Annotated in this window: 23 protein-coding genes; 5 read left to right on the top strand and 18 right to left on the bottom strand. The window is 38.6% G+C overall.

Annotated elements, in window-relative coordinates:
* Positions 1-290: 290 nt before the first annotated feature.
* The 10 genes from KJS44_RS05940 to pdxR form a co-directional block, all read right to left on the bottom strand.
* Positions 291-710: an FMN-binding protein gene (locus KJS44_RS05940; protein WP_008688893.1), complete on the bottom strand. Its 420-nt coding sequence runs from the start codon at positions 708-710 to the stop codon at positions 291-293.
* A gap of 190 nt (positions 711-900) precedes the next feature.
* The gene (locus KJS44_RS05935) at positions 901-1,320 is read right to left on the bottom strand and encodes a hypothetical protein (protein ID WP_008688894.1); all 420 of its coding nucleotides are present in this window, start codon (positions 1,318-1,320) and stop codon (positions 901-903) included.
* Positions 1,321-1,523: 203 nt separating this feature from the next.
* Positions 1,524-3,005 carry a glycerol kinase GlpK gene (glpK, locus tag KJS44_RS05930; protein ID WP_008688895.1) on the bottom strand — a complete coding sequence of 494 codons (1,482 nt, stop codon included), beginning with the start codon at positions 3,003-3,005 and terminating at the stop codon, positions 1,524-1,526.
* 94 nt (positions 3,006-3,099) lie between these two features.
* Positions 3,100-5,691, bottom strand: a complete 2,592-nt coding sequence (locus tag KJS44_RS05925; protein WP_008688896.1) for an ABC transporter permease — start codon at positions 5,689-5,691, stop codon at positions 3,100-3,102.
* Entirely contained in the window at positions 5,688-6,371 is a 684-nt protein-coding gene (locus KJS44_RS05920) for an ABC transporter ATP-binding protein (RefSeq protein ID WP_008688897.1), read from the bottom strand. Before KJS44_RS05920 ends, KJS44_RS05925 begins: the two co-directional genes overlap by 4 nt.
* Positions 6,372-6,461: 90 nt before the next feature.
* The gene (locus KJS44_RS05915) at positions 6,462-7,460 is read right to left on the bottom strand and encodes a sensor histidine kinase (protein WP_008688898.1); all 999 of its coding nucleotides are present in this window, start codon (positions 7,458-7,460) and stop codon (positions 6,462-6,464) included.
* The gene (locus KJS44_RS05910; protein ID WP_008688900.1) at positions 7,457-8,134 is read right to left on the bottom strand and encodes a response regulator transcription factor; all 678 of its coding nucleotides are present in this window, start codon (positions 8,132-8,134) and stop codon (positions 7,457-7,459) included. Before KJS44_RS05910 ends, KJS44_RS05915 begins: the two co-directional genes overlap by 4 nt.
* A gap of 127 nt (positions 8,135-8,261) precedes the next feature.
* Positions 8,262-9,653: an MATE family efflux transporter gene (locus KJS44_RS05905; RefSeq protein WP_008688902.1), complete on the bottom strand. Its 1,392-nt coding sequence runs from the start codon at positions 9,651-9,653 to the stop codon at positions 8,262-8,264.
* A gap of 164 nt (positions 9,654-9,817) precedes the next feature.
* Complete coding sequence (locus tag KJS44_RS05900; protein ID WP_008688903.1) at positions 9,818-10,489, bottom strand: MgtC/SapB family protein; 672 nt, start codon at positions 10,487-10,489, stop codon at positions 9,818-9,820.
* A gap of 280 nt (positions 10,490-10,769) precedes the next feature.
* On the bottom strand, positions 10,770-12,137 hold the full coding sequence (pdxR, locus tag KJS44_RS05895; RefSeq protein ID WP_008688905.1) for a MocR-like pyridoxine biosynthesis transcription factor PdxR: 1,368 nt from the start codon (positions 12,135-12,137) through the stop codon (positions 10,770-10,772).
* Positions 12,138-12,256: 119 nt separating this feature from the next.
* Between pdxR and KJS44_RS05890 the strand changes: the two genes are divergently transcribed.
* Together KJS44_RS05890 and KJS44_RS05885 are read left to right on the top strand one after the other, a co-directional pair.
* Positions 12,257-12,772: an ECF transporter S component gene (locus KJS44_RS05890; RefSeq protein WP_008688908.1), complete on the top strand. Its 516-nt coding sequence runs from the start codon at positions 12,257-12,259 to the stop codon at positions 12,770-12,772.
* Between the two features lie 5 nt (positions 12,773-12,777).
* Positions 12,778-13,272: an ECF transporter S component gene (locus tag KJS44_RS05885; protein WP_034798014.1), complete on the top strand. Its 495-nt coding sequence runs from the start codon at positions 12,778-12,780 to the stop codon at positions 13,270-13,272.
* Between the two features lie 72 nt (positions 13,273-13,344).
* Here the strand turns inward: KJS44_RS05885 and KJS44_RS05880 are convergent, their stop codons facing one another.
* The 8 genes from KJS44_RS05880 to KJS44_RS05845 all read right to left on the bottom strand — a co-directional run bounded on the left by KJS44_RS05880 (position 13,345) and on the right by KJS44_RS05845 (position 19,185).
* The gene (locus KJS44_RS05880) at positions 13,345-13,920 is read right to left on the bottom strand and encodes a DNA-3-methyladenine glycosylase I (RefSeq protein ID WP_008688910.1); all 576 of its coding nucleotides are present in this window, start codon (positions 13,918-13,920) and stop codon (positions 13,345-13,347) included.
* Positions 13,921-14,089: 169 nt separating this feature from the next.
* Complete coding sequence (locus tag KJS44_RS05875; protein WP_008688911.1) at positions 14,090-14,398, bottom strand: (Fe-S)-binding protein; 309 nt, start codon at positions 14,396-14,398, stop codon at positions 14,090-14,092.
* Positions 14,399-14,413: 15 nt separating this feature from the next.
* Entirely contained in the window at positions 14,414-14,578 is a 165-nt protein-coding gene (locus KJS44_RS05870) for a hypothetical protein (protein WP_008978987.1), read from the bottom strand.
* A 3-nt stretch (positions 14,579-14,581) separates the two neighbouring features.
* On the bottom strand, positions 14,582-15,163 hold the full coding sequence (locus tag KJS44_RS05865; protein WP_008688912.1) for an electron transport complex protein RnfA: 582 nt from the start codon (positions 15,161-15,163) through the stop codon (positions 14,582-14,584).
* A 3-nt stretch (positions 15,164-15,166) separates the two neighbouring features.
* On the bottom strand, positions 15,167-15,826 hold the full coding sequence (gene rsxE / locus KJS44_RS05860; RefSeq protein WP_008688913.1) for an electron transport complex subunit RsxE: 660 nt from the start codon (positions 15,824-15,826) through the stop codon (positions 15,167-15,169).
* A gap of 14 nt (positions 15,827-15,840) precedes the next feature.
* Positions 15,841-16,359 (bottom strand): FMN-binding protein, encoded by a 519-nt coding sequence (locus tag KJS44_RS05855; RefSeq protein WP_008688914.1) that lies wholly within the window; start codon positions 16,357-16,359, stop codon positions 15,841-15,843.
* An 11-nt stretch (positions 16,360-16,370) separates the two neighbouring features.
* The gene (locus KJS44_RS05850; protein WP_008688915.1) at positions 16,371-17,879 is read right to left on the bottom strand and encodes an RnfABCDGE type electron transport complex subunit D; all 1,509 of its coding nucleotides are present in this window, start codon (positions 17,877-17,879) and stop codon (positions 16,371-16,373) included.
* A gap of 13 nt (positions 17,880-17,892) precedes the next feature.
* Positions 17,893-19,185, bottom strand: coding sequence for an RnfABCDGE type electron transport complex subunit C (locus KJS44_RS05845; protein WP_008688916.1), 1,293 nt, complete (start codon positions 19,183-19,185; stop codon positions 17,893-17,895).
* Between the two features lie 345 nt (positions 19,186-19,530).
* Here KJS44_RS05845 and KJS44_RS05840 point away from each other — a divergent pair, with 345 nt between their 5' ends.
* From KJS44_RS05840 to KJS44_RS05830, 3 genes are all read left to right on the top strand, one after another.
* On the top strand, positions 19,531-19,824 hold the full coding sequence (locus KJS44_RS05840) for a hypothetical protein (RefSeq protein WP_008688917.1): 294 nt from the start codon (positions 19,531-19,533) through the stop codon (positions 19,822-19,824).
* Between the two features lie 516 nt (positions 19,825-20,340).
* Positions 20,341-21,462, top strand: a complete 1,122-nt coding sequence (locus KJS44_RS05835) for an FAD:protein FMN transferase (RefSeq protein ID WP_008688920.1) — start codon at positions 20,341-20,343, stop codon at positions 21,460-21,462.
* Positions 21,463-21,590: 128 nt separating this feature from the next.
* Positions 21,591-22,475, top strand: a complete 885-nt coding sequence (locus tag KJS44_RS05830) for a fructose bisphosphate aldolase (protein ID WP_008688921.1) — start codon at positions 21,591-21,593, stop codon at positions 22,473-22,475.
* Positions 22,476-22,483 lie beyond the last annotated feature (8 nt).

The following is a 22,483-nucleotide window of genomic DNA, read 5'->3' as shown; positions in this document are numbered from 1 at the left end:
AGAAAATCACTTATTATATATCAAATCATCCTATGAAATTCCTTTTATTGAATTCCTTTATCACATATTAAAACCATCCAGTAATGAATATAAAGACACAGCTTCCTATTACGTGTATGAAAACTCTTATTTTAATGACTATCCTTATGCCAGGAATATAATCTAAATAGTGAAACAGTAACTTTAAATTCGGGCGATGTCATCGTTATTGCGAATGCCAGAATCAATAAGAAATAAACTTCCATGCTTGAAAAAAGTGATGCCCTATACAAATATAGGAGCATCACTTTTTATTTAGCATTTGCCTTAGCATCGGCGATTGCTTTTACAAACCCTTCAACACTAATGGTGCAGCCGCTGATAACATCTGCGTTAGCTGCCTTTCCATTATCTTTTAATTCCAACTTTTCAATACCATGTTTAGCTACGTAGTTTTCAAAGAATTTCACTTGTTCATTCCATTCTTTGCCAATACCGCTTGCTGTTTTCATATGATAGTCAGCGCCAAGTTCTTTTTTTGTCTTGTCTTTGTCTTTCGCGGTTTCATCAATGGAAACCTTACTGATTTTACCATCTTTTAAAGTTACTTTAGCCGTTGTCGTTTCCCCGTTTGCATTTGTATAAGTTCCTGTTCCCTCTTTCTGCTCGCTTTTTGCACAACCGCTCAACAGCATGCATACACCAAGCAGTAACACTGTTATTTTTTTCATTCTTTCGCATCCTTTCTGCTTAATTTTAGTGTTACCGCTTTTTGTGCAACCATACATCCTGCCATATGCGCTACTACCATAAAACTATAAACCTAGGCATTGTTTTAGTTTACGCATAAAGATAACATTATGAATTCGTTAAAAAAACAGATAGTCCAGTTTTATGAGAACTGTACTATCTGTCGGTTGTTTATTTCTTTGCTGCAGCTTCTGCATCTTTAGCTGCTTGCATCAGATTTGTGATGTTGATGGTGCATCCTGCCAATACATCGTCATTTTTAGGGTAGCCTTGATCTGTTAATTCGACCTTATCGATACCGTTTTTAACAATGTACTTTTCCAAGTATTCTACCTGTTCATTCCATTCTTTTTTGATTTTGCTGTGTGGCTTCATGTTGTAGTTAGCACCAAGCTCTTTTTTTGATTTGCCATCCTTTGTCTCATCTAATGTAATAGACTCAACTGCATCGCCTTTTACTGTGATTTTAGCACTTGCATAATCACCTTTGGCATCTTTTGCTGTTTCGGCAGATCCCGTTTTTGCTTCTTCGCTGCTACCGCACGCCGTCAGCATAAACAATGCTGCCAGTAATACTGTCAGTTTTTTCATGTTCATTATCTCCTTTTCTCTTTCTGGTAAATCGTTCATTACGACTTAGAAGAAATATTCCCTCTTTACCAAAGATATTTTAACAAAGGTAAGGATATACGTCAATTGATTTACTAACATTTTCACAAGCAAAAATTACCATTTTCTTGTATGTCGTGATGACCCTGTGATTTTATCTTTTGCAAATTGCTTGCCGCAGTTATTTAAAACTCCATAATCGCATGGATTGCTCGCTTCCAGCCGTTTAAATGAGCAATGCGGTTTTCTTCCTCCATCATCGGTTCAAAAATGCTGGCAACTTGAAATTGCTTACGGATATCATCCTGATGTTTCCAAACACCGACGGCTAAACCTGCCAGATAAGCCGCTCCTAATGCGGTCGTTTCACTGATGGTTGAACGAATTACTTGCGTATTTAGAATATCACTTTGAAATTGTAAGAGGAAATCATTACGACTAGCACCGCCATCTACCTGCATCTTTTTAATGGCTAAACCACTGTCCTCTTGCATAGCAAATACGACATCACTGGTTTGATAAGCTAAAGATTCTATGGTAGCACGTATGATATGCTCTTGCTTTGTGCCTCTGGTTAATCCTAAGATGCCCCCTTTTACCTGTGGCTTCCAATAAGGCGCACCTAACCCGGTAAAGGAAGGCACTACATAAACACCATCACAATCATTTACTTGCTTGGCTCTGCTTTCACTTTCACTGCTGCTGGAAATGATAGCCAAACCATCTCTTAGCCACTGAATAGCAGCTCCGGCCACAAACACGCTACCTTCTAAAACATAAGCGGTTTGCCCCCTAATACGCCAGCCTACACATGTTAACAGGCCATGTTGAGAGTGGATAATTTTCTCCTTCGTATTCATAAGCAGGAAACATCCGGTACCATACGTATTCTTAACATTACCCGCATCAAAACAAGTCTGACCAAATAAAGCTGCCTGCTGATCGCCAACCAAAGCCGCAATCGGAATCGGATGATCAAATAATCCACTGGTATAGCCATAGACTTCACTGGTATCATGAATTTCCGGTAACATGCATCTTGGAATGTTCCACAGTTTTAACAATTCTTCATCATAATCCAAAGTTTTTAAATTCATTAACATCGTTCGTGATGCATTCGACACATCACTCATATGCTTTGCCCCTTGGCTCAGTTTCCACAACAACCATGTATCCATCGTCCCAAACAGCAGTTCACCACGTTCTGCCCTTTCCTGAGCCCCCGCAACATGATCTAAGATAAAACGAATCTTACTGGCAGAAAAATACGGATCTAACAATAATCCCGTCTTTTCCTTGATCATTTCTTCTAAGCCTTGGGCTTTGAATGCTTCACAATAAGAATCGCTTTGCCGAGATTGCCATACAATGGCAAAATAGATGGGCTGTCCGCTTTCCTTATCCCAGACAACAGTTGTTTCTCTTTGATTTGTGATACCGATTGCCGCAATTTGTGTATCTTTGATACCTGTTTTTGCCAATACCTCAAACATGACCCCTACTGTACTTGCCCAAATATCATTTGCATTCTGTTCTACCCAACCAGGATGAGGATAGTAATTTTCCAATTCCTTTTGAGCAATTCCGATGATATTGCTTTGCTGATCAAAAAGGATGGCTCTAGTACTGGTTGTTCCTTGATCAATTGCCATAACATAATTTTGCATAACCTTGCCTCCTGCATCGTTACTCTTATTATACCATTGCCGCTACCCGTTTTCCATTCCTGAAAAAAACGGTCTTCCTCAACCGTTTTTTACCTTAGATACTTTCCTGTCGTATCGTTTCGATGATATTTTCCTGCTCACTTCTTTTAATAGAGAAGAACATGATTAAGATCAATAATAGGAACAACACGAAAATCGTGATACCAATTCCCAACCATGGAATATAGAGCTTATTTTCAAAACTTAAAGAAAAAGTTTTTGATAAGATTACCATGATCAAAAAGGCGATAGGAAGTCCATACAAACATGTCTTGAAACCATAAAAGATACTTTCATAACCAATCATACGATGAAACTGTTTTTTTGTCATGCCGATGGATTTCAACATTGCGAATTCTCTTCTTCTTAACTGCATGCTAGTAGCTATCGTGTTGATGATATTGGTAATAGAAACTAAAATCAATAAACCGACAAAGCTATAAAGAAATAAGGAGATTACTAAGCTTAAACTTTTTGTTTTTTCATTATCTTTGGCAACATTATTTACATACATATTCATTGACTGCTGCTTGCTAAGTTCATCCTGTAATTCATTTGGATGCATGCTGCGATAGTAGATCATACAGGTAGCATGCGCATTTCCACCTTTTTTATCAAGCGTACTTGCTAAGGCATTCACAGCATCAAAGGATGTTATCAGATAGCTTGTTGGATTATTATAAGCTGCCTCAAGAAAGTCTGGCGTTAGCTGCGTCACTTTTTCAATATACACGGCATGTTTTAAGACCGGTGTTGGCAAAACGTCTGGTATATCATCTCCATCTTCATAGGCTTTATAAGGATCCTCTTTCTTATCAAATTCCGCTGATAAGTGACTGCCTTTTGCAACCTTTAGCCAATCGATATGCTTTGTTTTATAAGCATCTTTTACTGGAGCATTTACTAAGATCATCCCCTGATGCTGCTTCAGTTTTTCTATATCGACCCCTACTTGTTTACAATAGGCTTTTAATTCTTCATCCTGTAAACCATAGATATCAAGGAATGATAGACTGCTCTCGTGAAAGTTGGTATTGACATCTATATTTTTTTCATAGTTTTGTAATTGTTCTTTTCCCGCCTTACTTAGGTAGCGACTATCGTTTAATTTCAAAAAACTTTCTAAGGTCAATGTCGCATGATCTGCATAACGCACTTGTTTATACGCAGACAACTTTGCTTCCTCATAAGGTTTATAAGGCAATTGGTCATCGGTGTTGTTATAGATGTTTAAGGTAACATCTGCATTGGTACGTATGCTCATCAAGATAGTCGTCTGCACAAGTCCCATCAAGGTGATGGCACTAAGAAATAAAACCATACAAATGATAAACGATAACAACGTTGCACGATAACGGAAAGGATTGCGCTTCATGTTTTTCATTGCAAGAGTACCTTCAAAGCCAAACAATCTTTGTGTGATACGGCTTACTTTAACATCCTTTTTACGTATGCGTACATCACTATTCTGACGTATTGCCGTAACTGCCGAAATACGGGAAGCTCTCCTTGCCGGTAACCAGGATGAAAAAAGCAATAGTACAATGGTAAACATAACGATTAGTAACAGAATCTGCCAGTTCACCACAACTTTTAAATCCAGATCAGAAGAACTGGATGAACGTATGAGGCCGTCAAACAAATGAAAGGCAATAGCATCCCCGCCGATTCCTAAGCATAAACCAATCGGTAAGGCAATACATCCGATGACGAAAGCCTCAAAGCGTACTGAGCGTTTTTTCTGTTTTCGCGTCGCTCCAACGCTGGATAACATACCTAAATATCTGGTTCTCTCACTTAATGATATGGCAAATGCATTATAAATCAGAGAGCCTCCGCCTAATAAGATCAAAGTGGCCATGATACTGCCTGCAATCAACATCGTTTTCATAAACTCTGAATCGGTAATTTCATAAAACTGCAGCAGGTCATGATTGGTATTGCTACCATATTCTGTATGCAGTTGGCTTTGAATGCGTGCTATTTTATCCTCTTTATGCCGCAAAGAGTCCAAGCAGAGATAGGCGGATAAGTTATTCTTATGCAAAGCTTCTTGTTGTGTATCATAGGCCACAATGGTGTTCATATAGCCTACATCATCCCACCAGCTTTTGATTACACCGCTAATGCGATAGTCTTGTTGCTGTTTGGTTTGCCAATGCTGCTTTGGATAATCGCCAATGCGTAAAGTAATAGGATCACCAATCGCTTTCTCATATTTTTTAAGAAATTGCTCACTGACTAAAATTTCATGTGCATTGCTAGGATAGCTTCCTTGAATCAATGCATTGCCTTTTAACGCTAAGTCTTTTTCTTTTACACCATTTATCTGAATGGTAGTCTGCATTTCTGCATTGTCATCCTTTGTTCCATATCGTGCTTTATCCGCATAGGTAATGGCAACTTGTGCAACATCTTGATTTGCTTGCAGCCTTTGAACATCCGATGAAGATATCTCATTAAAGCTATAATGATAAAAGCCATTGCGTGCGATTACACCTTCGATCATGGCACTGCGATATGAAGTCATCATGGTCGCAATTGCGGATAGCATCGCGATACAAAGCACAACTCCGAAGATGGTAATTCTAGTTCTTCTGCGATTGCGCCGCATGCTTTCCAAAGTGACGCGATATTCTACCTTCATCGCCGTATCACCTCGTCTTTGACAATCTTACCATCCTCTATTTGCAAGATGCGATCTGCCTGCAGGGCAATACTTTCATCATGCGTAATCATGATCAGCGTCTGTTTTTGTTCTAGATGCAGCTGTTTTAATAACCCGACAATTTCTTCGCTGTTCTTACGATCGAGATTTCCTGTTGGCTCATCCGCTAAAACGACAGCCGGTGATGCCATGATGGCACGGCAGATAGATACGCGCTGCTGCTGTCCTCCTGATAATTGATTGGGCAAATAATTTAAACGATCCTGCAAACCGAGTTGCTGTACCAATTTCTGAAAGTAATCTTCATTTACTTTTCGCTGATCCAACAACAAAGGCAAAGTAATATTTTCTTTCACATTCAATACCGGAATCAGGTTATAAAACTGATAGATAAGGCCAATCTGACGACGTCGAAAAATAGCCAATCCATCTTCATCCATCTGATACATCGCATTACCATCTAAGATTACCTGACCACTTGTCGGACGATCCACACCGCCAAGAATATGCAGCAGCGTAGACTTACCTGAGCCACTTGGGCCAACAATTGCCACAAATTCTCCTTTTTCTACCGTAAAAGAAACATCATCCAATGCCTTTACCTGCGTTTCTTTCGCCCCATAAATTTTACTTACATGCTCTACCTTTAACAATTCCATATGTATTTCCTCCTACGCTTAAGTATAAGCGAAAGAAATGACAGCTTCATGACAATATGTCTTACAATTCTGTCATGAAACTGCCTGCTTTTATTTATAAAAGCGAATCAAAAACCGTGTGCCTTTTCCTACTTCACTTTCTGCTTCAATCGTCGCATGATTATGCATAAGAATAGCTTTAGCTAAAGATAAGCCTATGCCCACACTGTCTTGACCGGCATTTTCCCCTTTATAAAATCGTTCAAAGATATGCGCTAAATCACATGTAGCAATGCCACAGCCATCATCCTCGATCACAAGGAAGGTATAAAGAGGTGTATTCTTGCAGCTGATGCAGATATGACCGTTTTCAGAAGTATGCTCCATACAATTTTTCACGATATTTACAATGGCTTCCTTAATCCAATTGCGATCAACAGTAAAATGAATATCCGTTGCGCACTGTATCGTACAAGTGATGTTTTTTAGCTCCATGCCTATTAAAAGTGGTTCTATGCTTTCTTCAAGCAACGTATGGGCAACAACATCAACTGGTTCAAAGATAATCGCATTCGCATCAATCTTTGAAAGCTTAAGTAAGGTCGCAATCAGCCATTCGATTCGCTGCAGTTGATGCTGCATCTGTTGCTGGAACTGTTTACGCTTAATCAATGGCAGATCTTCTTGTGCTAATAAATCGTTCATGACGATCATTGAGGTTAAAGGTGTCTTTAGCTGATGCGAAATATTACTTAAGGTATCCGCCAGAAATGTCTTATCTTTCTCTAGCAATTCCTTTTGTTGTTTCAAGATACTGGTAATCTTATAAATATCACTTTTTAATATGCTAAGCTCTCCTTCTTCATAATCGCGTATATCCAACAGCTCATTGCCTTCATATACTGCCTGCAGATATGTGGATAATGCTGTGATATGTGCATAGCGCTGTTTTTGATACCATAAGAAAATAGCTAGAAAACCACCGGCTTGGAAAAACAAGAGAAGCAAGATTGGAATGTTCCAAAGTAAGCTTAAAACATACAATAATAAGCTGTATAAAACACAGCTCAACACGCTTCTTCGTATTTCTTTATTGCGTAATAGTTTCATGATCCTTTCTCCATCCGATACCCGCGTCCTCTGATTGTTTTAATAATTTCCGGTTCTGCGGCATCTTTTTCCAACTTTTCACGTAAACGTTTGATATATACACTCAACGTATTATCATTCACAAAATCACCGGCGACATCCCATATGCCTTCCAATAGCTGACTACGCGATAAGACTTGTCCCTGATGATTAACAAACACCATCAATAAGCGATATTCCAACGCTGTTAAGAATACTTCACTGCCTTTACGATATACTTTCCCTTCTCTGATGTGGATTTCCAGATGCTGTATCTGCACAATGTCTAAAGCATCCTTTTGATAACGGCGTAAAACTGACTTTATGCGGCTTAACAATTCTTTGATGCGAAATGGCTTTGTGACATAATCATCCCCGCCAAGATCTAAGCCCATCACAACATTGACTTCATCATCTAAAGCAGTTAAGAAAATAACAGGTACATCATGTAGATGCTTGGCTTGTTTACATATGGTATAACCATCGCCATCCGGCAAACTGACATCCAGTAGCAATAGGTCAAATACTTGTGTTTCCAGCAAACCCAAGGCGGCTTTTTGAGAAACGCAATGTATGACCTCATAGCCTTCTTTTTCTAAAGAATATACTAGACCTAAGGCAATTGCCTGATCATCTTCAACAAATAAAATTTTCATAAGACACCCTGCTTTCTACTTGATGGTAGGACACTGATAACATAACGGTCTTTCATTTCTTCTATTATACAAAAAAAAGCATCCTTTCGTCTATGTGAAACAAAAGGATGACGAAACTGTCACAATCTTATGCCGCTTCCCAATTGCGAGAAAGAATCGGATCCGTTTTGCGAATACGCAGATAGAGCAAGTAGGCCACGATAGCTGCTATAGTTTCGGCAAGAATGAAACATACCCAAATACCATATAAACCAAACCAATTCGCAAAAAGGAAAGCTAATGGCAAGGTGATGATCAATTGACGCAATAAGAAGATAATCAATGATTGTAAGCCTAATCCCATAGCCTGAAACAAGGTTGGTAAAATAAAACCGAAGGTTGCCGGTATAAAACTGATACCGATGATACGTAAGGCAGGAACACCGATATTCATCATTTCCGCATTGGCATCAAACAAACCTAATAGTTGGGTTGGGAAGATTTCAAAGAGCAGACAGCCGCATAGCATGATGATTCCGGTCACTGAAATAGCATATTTCAACGCTTCATGCAGACGTTGATGATACCCTGCTCCATAATTGTACCCCATCAATGGCATAGCCCCTTGCGTTAAGCCACTTGCCGGCATGAATACAAAGGTTTGCAGCTTGAAATAAATACCAAACACAGCAACAGCAGCATTAGAGAAACCAATCAATATCGTATTTAATCCCATCACCAAAAAGCTATTCAATGCATTCATGCACGCGTTTGGAACACCTACAGCCAAGATCTTTTTGATACAATCCATATGGAAATGGAAATGCTTCACATCGACTTTGACATCATGTTCTCTGCTTAATAACACAAAAAATGACATTGCCATAGAAGTAATCTGGGCAATGACGGTAGCAATCGCTGCCCCTTGAACGCCCAATGCCGGAAAACCAAACCAGCCAAAGATCATAATTGGGTCTAAAATGATATTGATAATAGCCCCAATTGCCTGAATCGCCATAGGAAAGATCATCTTTCCGGTAGATTGAAATACCTTTTCAATACAAATATGGAAGAAACAGCCAAAACAAAAGAAGACACAAATATATGTATATGCACAGGCTTCCTCATATATTAAGGCATCGCTTGTAAACATCTTAAAAAAGGCCGGTATACCAAAAATACCCAATAGGATAAATAACAACGATCCTACCAATGCCAGTAACAAGCCATGCAGCACAGCGCTGTTTGCCTCATCCTGTTTCTTTTCTCCCAACTTTCTGGCAATATATGAATTTACACCGACACCAATACCTACTGCACAGGCAATGATAAGGGTCTGGATAGGAAAGGCTAAAGATACCGCTGTAAGGGCATGCTCACCGATTTGCGCCACAAACATACTATCCACAATGTTATATAAAGCTTGGATCAGCATGCTGAGCATGGGTGGAAAGGCCATGGACATCAATAATGGAAATACGGGACGTATGCCCATTTTATTAGTTTCTTGTACTTGCATATAAAACACCTGCTTTCTCATAAAAAAGCCTCCATATGACTGATTTAGTTACATGAAATCAGTGAAAAATGGAGGCTGTTAAAACCTATGAACTTGTTTGTATGTGATGATTCTCATCACAACCTTGCTTATTTTACTATACTCTTTGCAAAATGGCAAGATTTATTTCAAATGAACGCTAGGAATCATACATCCAGTTCTTTGATATAGCTGATTTCCTGAAACAGCTTCATCAAGACATCCGCATCATAATTTTTAGGATAATTTACCACAAAATCTACATGATAACAATCATCCTTCTCCTCGACCTTAGCATTCAATATTTCCATATGCAGTTGTTGCAAACGCTTCTGCAAGTCTTCAATATTTTTTTTATCCTTTTCAATCACAAAACATACATCATCTTTATAAGTCTCACGCAGCCATTTATGATTGGAATGCAACGTAATTTGAATTAACAAGATTACAAAAGCGGTTAGGATTCCCAATAGATATAAGCCACTTCCAATCGCCATACCGATAGCACTGATTGCCCATATGCCAGCTGCAGTCGTAAGTCCGGAAATGGTATTTTTACGCATAAAAATCATCCCGGCACCTAAAAAGCCTACCCCGGTGACAATTTGTGCCGCGATACGCGATGGATCTAAAGCAACGCCTTCTTTTCCTAACAGATCGCCAAAGCCATACTTCGATACAATCATAATCAAAGCGGCTCCCATGGCGACGATCATATGTGTACGAATGCCTGCTTCTTTATTACGGCTTTTGCGTTCATAGCCAATCATCGCCCCACATACACCGGCTAATAAAATACGTAGTAGAAATTCGCCTTGTTGCCATAAAAATGCCTGCATAGAAATACCTCCTTTTCCTTATCTTATCACTATATTATACACCTATTTCCATAGAAAAAGGAACGCTTGTTGTTATAAATTTGCATACACGTGAGTTAATTTATGATAGATGCATTCAGTTGTCAATAATAAACTTATGATTGTATCCATACCGTTATCTTACAACGTTACACATTCATTTATTATATCTAGTTCCACCGCTGTTTCGTAAACCTTCCTTGTTTATTTGGCATTTACTTCTTCAATCCCCCCCTATTTTACGATATGCATGTAATCAAATCTATATCGCATTCTCATGCAAAAGCTGACGCAATCGATAGATCCCCTCATCCATATCTTTTTCCGCAATAGCCGCAAAGGAAATCACAAGTTCTTGACAGGAATTTATATTAAAAGCTATCCCTTTTTTTTCACCCTCGACAAGAATTTCTGCATAGTTCAACTCATAAGGAAAGCGTAGCACATATTGTAAGGAAGCTTCTTCTAATATACAACTAGCCTCTGGTAAATAGGTATGCAGTAAGTCAAACATATGCTGACTTTTCTTTTCATACCTTTTTTTTAATCGTCTGATATGGCGTTCCAAATGACCATCCGTGATATAACGTGCCAATGCCAATTGTTCAATTTTACTGGACGTCGGCGCATAATTGTCTTTTCTGCTAATATAACGCTGTTTGATATCTTGTGTCATAACCAGATAACTGATACGTAACGATGGCAAAAGCAAACGTGAAAACGAGCCGATATAAAATATACGCTCTCCCATATCAAAACCTTGCATTGCACTTGTTACCTTGGTTGCGTAACGTAATTCTCCATTATGATCATCCTCAATGATGAATGCGTTTGCCTGTTTTGCCCAGCGCAATAGCTCCTCCTTATTCTTTTTAGATAACGGCTGATGATTTTTTCCCAATGACCCCGCATTTATATACAATACCTGTACATGATGCTTACGCAATTCAGCAATGGAGATCCCATCTTCCTCCAAGGATAAATACACAATTGGAAAACCATAGCTTTTAAATACTTCTTCAGCCTGGGAAAAGCCACTCTTCTCCATACCGACGATCATCTGTTTATCAAGCAAGCCACATAACAAAAATAATAAAGATTGAAAACTGGCACCGATCAAGATAGCATCCACATCACATAAGACACCTCGCATAGAATATGCATATTTTTGTAAAGCTTCGCGCAGTGAAACTTCGCCTTGGGCATCACCATATGTCGTAATCACCTGATGCAGTTCCAAAACTTCTTTCAGATATTTTTTCCATAAAGTCATATCAAAAGCATCATGATCCATGCTTTGACTACGAAAGTCATACCGTATACGATAGGTGGGATTCCTTTGAACATTTTGTAATAAAGATAATCGCATACGCACATGTTCTTCATCTACATCCACATAATATCCAGCTTGCGGTCTGGAACTGATATAGCCTTCATCTAATAATAATTGATAAGCTCGCTCAACACTTGTTTTCGATACTTTAAACAATTGCTCACAGCTACGTATGCTAGGCAAACGATCTCCCTTTTTCAGATAACCCTGCATAATATCCTTTCGCAATTTCAAATAGATTTGTTTATATAAAGCCATTCCTTTTTGTCGTTCAAATGTGCTTGTTTGCATTTCCATATATATCACCCATTTTAGTATAACATGAACTGACCTTTATTTTTTATGTATTTTTGTCTATTTTTATCATGACAGATTTTTGTTAGAATACTGACAAGTAAGAAAGAGGGGTATATTATATGAACAAAAAAACATTAACAACGCAGCAAATTGTATTATATGCATTAGGTATGGCCATCGTCTTTGTTTCCACGATGTTTATTAAGATACCTAATGGGATTGATGGTTATTTTAATTTAGGTGATGGATTCATCTTGTTATTTTCTAGTATTGTCTCACCGCTTGGCGGCTTTTTGATCGGTGGATTAGGCAGTGCTTTAGCAGATGTTGCAGGTGGGTATGCATATTATTTCATTCCTACTTTATTAATCAAAGGATTGGAAGGCTGTATGGTTGCTTACTTGTTCCAAAAGTATGGTAACAAAATAAAATGGATTGCTTATTTCCTTGGATGTATGATCATGGTTATTGGTTATTTTTTCGCAAAATGGTATTTAAAAGGAAGTATGATTATCGCTTTGAGTGGCATAGCCGAAAATATTTTACAGAGTGGTGTCGGTTACGTGATTGCCATCGTTGCCTTACCACTGATACAGCGCCAATTCTATCGCCAACGGAAATTAAAGAAAGCGTAATGATCATGGATAATAAGAAAGTAAAAGAACTGGTATTGGCGGCATTAGGCATCGCTTTGGTCTTTCTGGCTACCTATTTGATAAAAGTTCCGAATGGTATTCAGGGATATTTCAATCTTGGAGATGGTTTTATCTTATTATTTTCATCCTTATTAAATCCTTTTTATGCCTTTCTTATAGGTGGTATTGGAAGTGGTTTGGCGGATATTGCCGGAGGTTATGGTATTTATTTCATTCCCACACTTTTTATCAAAGGAATAGAGGCTGTACTGGTATCCCTGTTGCTTCACAAGGTCACAAAACCACTCTTACGCTATGGTATATATGCATTGGCCGGCGTATGGATGGTCATAGGCTATTTTATGGCAGATGCTTTTATAAATGATAGTTGGCAATTATCACTCACCGGTGTGCCTAGCAATATCATACAGGCTATCGTTGGCATTGTCATCGTTATGGTTACCTTACCACTATTAAAATCCTATCAGATAAATACCTAACTAAAAGAGATGTTCTTATGGAATGATCTATCCCTGTCTACTTGACAAGGGGCAAATCAAAGAACATCTTTTTTAGTTATTGCTATCATCCACATGTAAGAAACATCCTTTGTGATGATCATGAACAACACCGACAGCCTGCAAATACGAATAGATGATCGTGCTGCCGACAAACTTCATCCCACGCTTCTTCAAATCCTTAGAAATGCTATCAGATAAAGGAGTTGTGACCGGCATTTCTTTATCTTGCAAGTATTGTACCTGATGATTGGTAAATCCCCATAAATACTCTGAAAACGTACCATATTCTTTCTGTATCGCTAAAAACACCTTAGCATTTTGAATTGCTGCACAAATCTTGCGACGATTTCTCACAATGCCTTTATTCTGCATCAATTCTGTTATTTTATCTTCATCATAAGCAGCTATGCAAGCTACATCAAAATAATTAAAAGCTTTTCTAAAATGTTCGCGTTTTTTTAGAATCGTAAGCCACGATAATCCTGCCTGAAACCCTTCCAATATCAGCATTTCAAATAATTTTTGATCCTCATAAACGGGAACGCCCCATTCGTTATCATGATAGTTTTGATAGATAGCTTCTGCATTTTCTGCCCACGTACAACGATGAATGGTTTCCTTATCCAATCTGCATCACCTTTCTTTCTCTCATTTTATCAAAAGTCATAAAGAAGGGAAAGCTCTTTTTAATCTTTATAACAGCCTCATAAAACCACATGTTTTAAATACTATCATGCACCATTGCTGTCTAAAAAAGATAACCTATCTGTTAAGATAGATTATCTCATTGTTACCTTTATGGTTTCACCTTGACACAATTGCCGTCAGGTCCTGGTGTTGTGTTTAAGTATTCTGCAATGGCTGCCTTCTGATCAGCTTTACATGGTTTACATGTACCAACCACAGTAATTTCACCATTTACCAAAGCCTCGGCAAGACCACTACATCCAGCATAACCGCAACTTCCACAGTTGTAGTTAGGCAACATGCTGCTGACCTTTTCTACGCGCTCATCTACTTCAACACTCAAAAATCTATCTGCGATTCCAAGTCCCAAACCAAGAATTGCACCAAGTACCAACATCATTAAAACAGCTGTTAACATGGTTATTCCCCTTTCCTATTTATCATGCGCAGGGTTGTTGCAGCAGGCTACATCATGGCAGCCTTCACACTCTGCTTTTAAGTTTTCACAGCCTTTAGGAAGCGGTGTTTTATGATTCAAATAGAAAACTAATGCATAAATACCTCCTAAAATAGCTAAGTAAATAACTGCGCTCGCCATATGCTATACCAGACCCATCAAGCCACTGAAAGCCAAAGCCATAATGGCAGCTACAATCAGGGCAATTGGGTTACCTTTCCAGGAAAGCGGTGTATCACAGGCATCCAGACGTTCACGAATGGTAGAGAAAATATACAATACCAATGTAAAGCCTAAAGGAATGGCAATGGAATACGTCAGCATTTCAGCGAAGTTATATCCATTGGTAATATTATTTAAGGTAACATTCAATACGACACAGTTTGTCGTAATCAAAGGCAGATAGACACCTAATGCCTTGTATAAGGAAGGACTCGTCTTCTTAATGATCATTTCAACCAACTGTACTAAAGCTGCGATAACCAGAATGAAGGTAATCAAATCCATATACTGTAAACCACATTTATCTAATACGCCGTAATATAACGCATACGTAACCAAGGAAGCCGCGACGATAACGAAAGTAACGGCAGCCCCCATACCAATAGCTGAACTGCTTTTTTTGGATACCCCCATGAATGGGCACATACCTAAAAACTGATTCAGCACAACGTTGTTAATCAAAACAAACGTTACGAACATGACGAATAAATTACTCCAATCCATAAATTATTTCGCCTCCTTTTCCAGTTTTTTAGCTTTGTTCTCTTTATGTGCCTTATAAGCTGCCAATCCAGCCGCCAAGCAGGCAAATGTACAGAAAGCCCCAAATGGCTGAGAGAACATGGAAATGGCAAAATCATCTGGGATGATACGCAGAGTGAAGATATTCTGCGCCGCATTAAATGGGTTATCAAAAGAAATCACACCTGTAGCTAAAATCTGACGAATGGCAGACATGATGATGATAGAAACCGTATAGCCAAGTCCCATACCTAAACCATCTAACGCAGAATCTAATACCTTATTCTTGCTGGCAAATGCCTCAGCACGACCTAAGATAATACAGTTTACAACGATCAGTGGAATAAATACTCCAAGTGCGGTATCCAGACTTGGTGCATATGCTTTAATCAGCATCTGAATAACTTTAACTAAAGTCGCGATGATAACGATATACACTGGGATACGAATTTCTGATGGTGTAATGTTACGAATCAAGGAAATAATGACATTGGACATGATCAATACGGCAATAACAGCTACTCCCATACCAATGGCATTGTTCAACGTTGTCGTAATAGCTAATGTAGAGCATAAACCTAAATACAATGAGAAAACAGGATTTTCACGGATGAAACCTGCTGTAAAATTTTCTTTACGATTCATTCTTCATCCACCTCCTATTTCAAATGGTCAGCCTGATATTTGGCTGCTTCCTTAATACCTTCAATGACCGGTTTACTTGAAACGGTTGCACCGGTAATGGTATCTTCATCAATTTCGCTGCCAAGAGCATCAGCACCCTGCAGTTTTTCACGGAATGGTTTTTCTGTAACCTTGCTTCCCAGTCCCTGGGTATCGCCGTTTGATATAGCCACATAATCAACAACCTTACCATCCTTATCTAACGCGACAAGGAAGGAAGTACCATCTTTATAACCGGTAACCTTCATTTTGAAGATATATCCTTTTCCTTCTACTTTAAAGACTTTCTGAATCGTCTTAGAAACATTTTCTTTTTCAACAACGAACGCACTGTCAGGAACATCATCATAGATAACCTTTAAGGTATCGCGTTCTGCTTTCAGTTCATTTTCCGCGATGACTGGAACTGTCATAGAGTTGGCAAATCCTAAAGCTCCTCCGGCTAATGCAGCAATCAGAGCTAGGAATACCGTAAGATGTAAAATTTTCTTCATACGATTACCTCCTAGTAGCCCAGAGCCTTACGCACTTCTTCAACTGCACGGACAGTTGATTTTGATGAGAACGTAGCTCCTGTAACTGCATCATTAACTTCTACTTCTATATTGTCACTTAATTTCTGCTCTTTAAATTGTGATAAGAATGCTTCATTTAAAATCTTATCACCGACATATTCCGTATCAACTACCTCTGTAGGTGTCACAGATACGATCGTATGATCTTTGGTGTTTACCACAATATCAAATTTATTAAATTTTGATGCATCTTCGGTAGACGCATATCCCTGTGCTTCCACCTTATAAGTCGCAGTGCCATCACCATTGTCTTTGGTAGCCGTAATCTTAGCTTCAAATTTATTCACATCTTTATCTTCAGTTTTTAAGAATACCTTAGGTGCCGGTTCTTTCGCCTCAATGACATTTCCAGCTAATAAGACGCTTCCTAAACCAACCACGCCAACAACACCGCTGATGATCCATGCCTTTTTACGTAAAGCCAATTGCTTGCCTTCCAGACTCTTTTCGATCATTGGTGTTAACATGTTCATTAATAAGATAGAATATAAACATCCTTCTGGTAAATTCGCCTTAATACGAATTAATACCGTAAAGATTGCAGCACCTAACGCAAAGATACAACGTCCCTGCGCACTGGTTGGTGAAGTAACCGGATCCGTCAACATGAAGATAGCCCCAAAGACGACACCACCAGTTAACACATGTACTAACGGATACCAAATGAAACCAGGCAATCCTTCATAACTACCTACCCCACGCAATAATGCGACGCAAGCAGTCAAGAGGAAGATACTTCCCAGATATACCACAGGTACACGCCAGTCGATCACTTTACGAATTGCCAAAATGACACCAACTAATAAAATAACCAATGCACTTGTTTCACCGATGGCCCCAGGATACCAACCGGTAAATAATTTACCTAAGCCACCGACTTCACTCATCATTTCCTGAATCATCTCAGGATTAACAACAAGCCAGTTATAATTGGTCGCAATTAATGTCGTTGGTGTTGCACCTGTTACAACATCCGTGGTCGCTCCCATAAAAGTCGCAAACACGATAGCTCTACCAAAAGCTGCCGGATTAAAAATATTGTTACCGAAGCCGCCGAATAACAGCTTGCCAAAGAAAATGGCAATAAATGTCGAAACTCCTAAGGCATATGGACGAATACTGATCGGACACATCAATGTCAAAATGATCGCGGTAATCCATCCAAAAGAAGAACCTAAGAATTGCTTGATATAAGCAAAATCAAACTTAGCATCTTTCTTGGTAAAGAATGCAAAGGCAATCTCTGTTACTAAGGCTACCACTAAGGAAACAACCATTAGTTTCACTGCCTGTAAAGCATATTCCATACCATAAACACTGTTATAATAAACTAGGGAAAAGCCGAAGACAACCAGCAGTCCCAGCATCAACTCTAACATGATCTGTTTGGTACTCTGACTCTGACGTAAGTTAGGCGATGCGTTAAACGTAAATTTCATCTCTTTACCCTCCTTACTTCTTCGCCATCATAAGCTGGCGTTTTGCTTTCCGTACGTTTTCTGTTACATCCAAGCGAGATGGACAGATGAAGGTACATAAACCGCATTCGATACAATCCATCGCACATAGTTTTTCCATGGCATTTTTATCCTTTGTCTTAACCGCTTGGGCAATACGCACTGGCTGTAAACCTGCCGGGCAATGATCACTACACTTTCCACAACGCAAACATGCCACACTGTCATATGGTTTATTTGCCAAAATCGTAATAGCGTTCATATTGCGATCGATCACAAACTTATCATTAACGATCGTTTTTCCCATCATTGGACCACCAGCAATCAGTTTCACATCATCACATGTATAACCACCGCAAGCTTCAACAATTTCATTCACTGGAACACCAACCGGTACGGTTACATTCTGTGGATGTTTGATAGCATTACCAGACACTGTCAATGTCTTTGTGATAATGGCTTCCCCATGCAACAAGGCATTACCGAAAGCAATTGCGGTTGTGGCATTGTTGACGATAGCGCCAACTTCACCAGGCAATTTTTCATATTCCTTATGCATAATTTCACGCACTAACACGCGTTCCCAGCCCATAGGATATACATCTGGAACAGCAACAACACTCACACCATCCAAACCTTTTACAGCTTCCTCACAAAAAGAAATCAAATCCGGATGTGTTTTCTTAATGGCAATTACGGCTTCCTTTGCCATCGCCATTTTCTTCATTGCCAGAATTCCTGTCACCAGTTCTTCTTTGTGCGCCTGTATCATCTTATAATCTGCTGTAATGAATGGCTCACATTCCACAGCATTAATGATCAGTTTTTCAACATCCTTCGCAAATTTGTATTTGATGTAAGCAGGGAATCCTGCCCCACCAAGTCCAATAATACCAGCATTCATCATGAAATCGATTAAAGCTGTACGATCCGCTGTTTCATAATCCAACGGTTCAAAGGACTGTTCTTTTTTGTACTCTCCATCATTTTCAATCACCAGATGATTCACCGGTTTTAATGAAGAATGCATACGTTTCTCAATACCCTTCATAGTACCGGAAACACTTGAATAAATAGGAACAACATTACGTTCATTGCATACAGCAAGCTTTGTACCTACTAAGACTTTATCGCCTTCCTGTACAAGCATTTCCAGATTGGTGCTGGCACCGGACAGCATGGGAATGTATACACAATTTCCAGCCTTAATTTCCAGAATGTCAACATGCTCTGTCAACTCTTTGTGACCCTGTATGTGCTGACGCATTGGACCTTTAAACAATGACATCATCGTCACCTAACCTTTCTTTAAGCCTTTCCTAATTTTCTATGTAAATTCAGATAATTCATCTAAATCACATACCGAGATTATTATAACATTTTCAAATAGGTACATAAAGAAATTTTTCGTTTTTTTCATCGGATTCCTGATGTTTCCAGCTGATGGAATATAGTGTGAATTCCTTCCTCTGGTTATGGCAGTACATTTATAAGATCACCACCCATGTATTAATTAAAAGCAATCTTAGAAAACGCTTCTTATCATTTCGTTCTTTTTATCTCCTATAAAAGTATTGCCTGTTTGTTTATTTCGTTTTACAATTATCTTATATTATGAAAGAGGATGACGTTTATGAAACTGCAAAACGTATTTCAAGATACGATCGTATTAGGCTTTGTTGTACCTTTGGCAATTACCCCCTTAGGCTTGATTTACTTGAATGATCATGGTGTGTGGAATATCACCATCAATTGGAAAAACAGCAATTGTGTCAATAAAACGATCACAGCCGCTCAATTGTTAGAGCTCTTCCAACAGCATGCATCTTGTTATGCAAATCAAAAAGAACATTTTGAAGAAAAGCGACAACAGATGATGGAGAAAATAAAAATGCTCGACGCTTCTACCGTCATTGAATTCGCATAACGCCAAAAAAGCAAGGCATCATTAAATAACAGAGAGTATGAAAATCATCCATACAATTTCGGATGATTTTCATACTTTTTTATTATTTATTCATTTCGCAGTTATCTTAGAATTTCGTTTTTATGATTTTTACACAACACCTACTGTCATAACAAAAGAAACGCTTTTCCTGTCCTTTGCATACGTTATTCTTTTCTTAAATTCCTTCATCTTATCTTAAAAATCCAATATCTTGGGCCTTGGTACACATGTTCATTTCATAAAACATTTCCTTTCATCAAATGATTCCTCAAATAATCAAAACATCTCTAATAATTAGCTAATCCCCGCATCTTCTGACGTCATCGCGGCATACGCATTTCCTCATTTGCAATGAGTCCATCTTCTGTTTTGAAATGAAGCGATATTATACACATTTTTATCCCTAATGGCTTATTTTAAGGATGCTAACAAAGGAAGCTTGCTTTTAGTGGATAATACCAAATGATAATGGTATAATAACTCTCGGTGATAAGAATGAGAAAAATCCAATTATGCTTATGCTGCCTGTTAACAATCCTGATCAGTAATGGATGCAGCAGTAAAAAAGATACTGTAACACTAGAAAAATATTCCATGACTTCTACAAGCTTAGGCTTTGATACGGTAGTCATGTTTACAGCCTATGCAAAAGATGAACATACGTATAAACAATATGAGCAGATTCTTCAAGATGAATTCAAACGCTATGATAAGCTATTTGATAAATATCATAATTATGATGGCATTAACAATATTAAGACAATCAATGATCATGCCGGTGACAAGCCGATCAAGGTAGACGAACCTATTATGGAGCTGTTAAAACAATCAAAAGAATACGATGCCCTTAGCAATCATCAGTTTTCCGTTACGATGGGAGCTGTCTTAGATTTATGGCACGATGCGCGCGAAGCCGCTGAAAAAAATCCAAAAAACGCAACCATCCCTTCTAAGAAAGCCTTGCAACAGGCAAACACCTATACGGGATGGGAACATGTTGAACTGGATGAAAAAGCAAGCACAGTCTATATTAACAATTCACATACACAGCTTGATGTTGGCGCAATTGCAAAAGGATATGCTGTTGAAAAAGTAGCACAAAAGCTAGAAAAAGCCGGTTTAAAGCATGCCATCATCAATGGCGGTGGCAATGTTCGCTTAATTGGCGCAAAACCAGATGGAAGTGCCTGGAATGTTGGCCTGCAAATCCCCAATTATGATACTTTATCGAGCGATTCTTTAGCATCTATTTCCATTAATGAATCTTCATCTTTTGTGACTAGCGGTGATTATCAACGCTATTATACATACAAAGGACAAATCATGCATCATATTATTGACCCTAGTACGCTTATGCCTGCAAAACATTGCCGCAGTGTAACTGTTATCACCAAGGATGGTGGTATTGCCGACATGTTATCGACGACCCTATATACGGTATCTCATGCAGAAGGCGAAAAAATTTTGGCAAAGATTCGTAAAGAAAAAGGCATTTCTGTTGAAGCCATTTGGGTTTATGACGATACCATTGCCCCTGAAGATGATACAGCAACCTTATCTTCTCATGGATATCAGCTAGTAATGAGTGAAGGTGCTGAAAAGATGTTGAAAAAATAGCATGCGTTCAATTTATCATACAAATGGAAAAGTGACTATTTGATACATTCCTTTTTATTTGCGGAAAACGTGGTACAATAATAGTATAAAGAAAACGTTTAAAAAAACGTTTGAAGGAGGTGTGAATGATGAAAGATGAAAGAGTCATTCAAATGCATTCACACAAAGGGTTTATCGCTGCACTTGATCAAAGCGGCGGAAGTACACCAAAAGCCCTTCGTTTATATGGCGTCGATGCATCACAATACCACAGTGATGAAGAAATGTTTAATTGTATTCACGCTATGCGTACACGTATCATGACTTCTCCAGCTTTTACGAATGCTCATATCTTAGCTGCCATCCTTTTTGAAAATACGATGGATCGTCAAATTGAAGGGAAGTATACGGCAGATTATTTATGGGAAGAAAAGCATATCTTGCCAATCCTTAAGGTTGATAAAGGATTGCAAACAGAAAGTGATGGCGTTCAACTAATGAAGCCAATTCCTAATTTAGAAGAATTACTGCAACGGGCAAAACAACGTCATATCTTCGGCACTAAGATGCGAAGTGTCATCCATCACGCGAATGCAGATGGTATTCAAAGAATCGTTGAACAGCAATTCGCCTTAGGCAAACAAATTGCCGCACATGGTTTTATCCCTATTTTAGAACCGGAAGTTGATATTTATAGCGAAGATAAGGCAGCCTGTGAAAAACGTTTAAAAGAAGAGATTAAAAAGCAATTGTTAACTTTGGATAATGAACAAATCATGTTTAAATTAACATTGCCAAGTCAAGATGATTTCTATAAAGATTTATTAACGGATACGCATATTGTGCGAATTGTGGCCTTATCCGGTGGTTACAGCCGTGAACAAGCGAATGCATTATTGGCAAAAAATCATGGTATCATAGCAAGCTTTTCCAGAGCCTTAACACAAGGTCTGCAGATTACCCAAACCCAAGAAGCGTTTGACGCTTTATTAAAAGCTTCCATTGTTTCCATTTATGAGGCAAGTATAACTTAGATTTAAAA

The organism is Longicatena caecimuris, assembly GCF_018406465.1.
GTDB classification, from domain to species: domain Bacteria; phylum Bacillota_I; class Bacilli_A; order Erysipelotrichales; family Erysipelotrichaceae; genus Longicatena; species Longicatena caecimuris.
The sequence above is the reverse complement of the archived record's forward strand: the minus strand, read 5'-3'. Positions and strand labels throughout refer to the sequence as shown.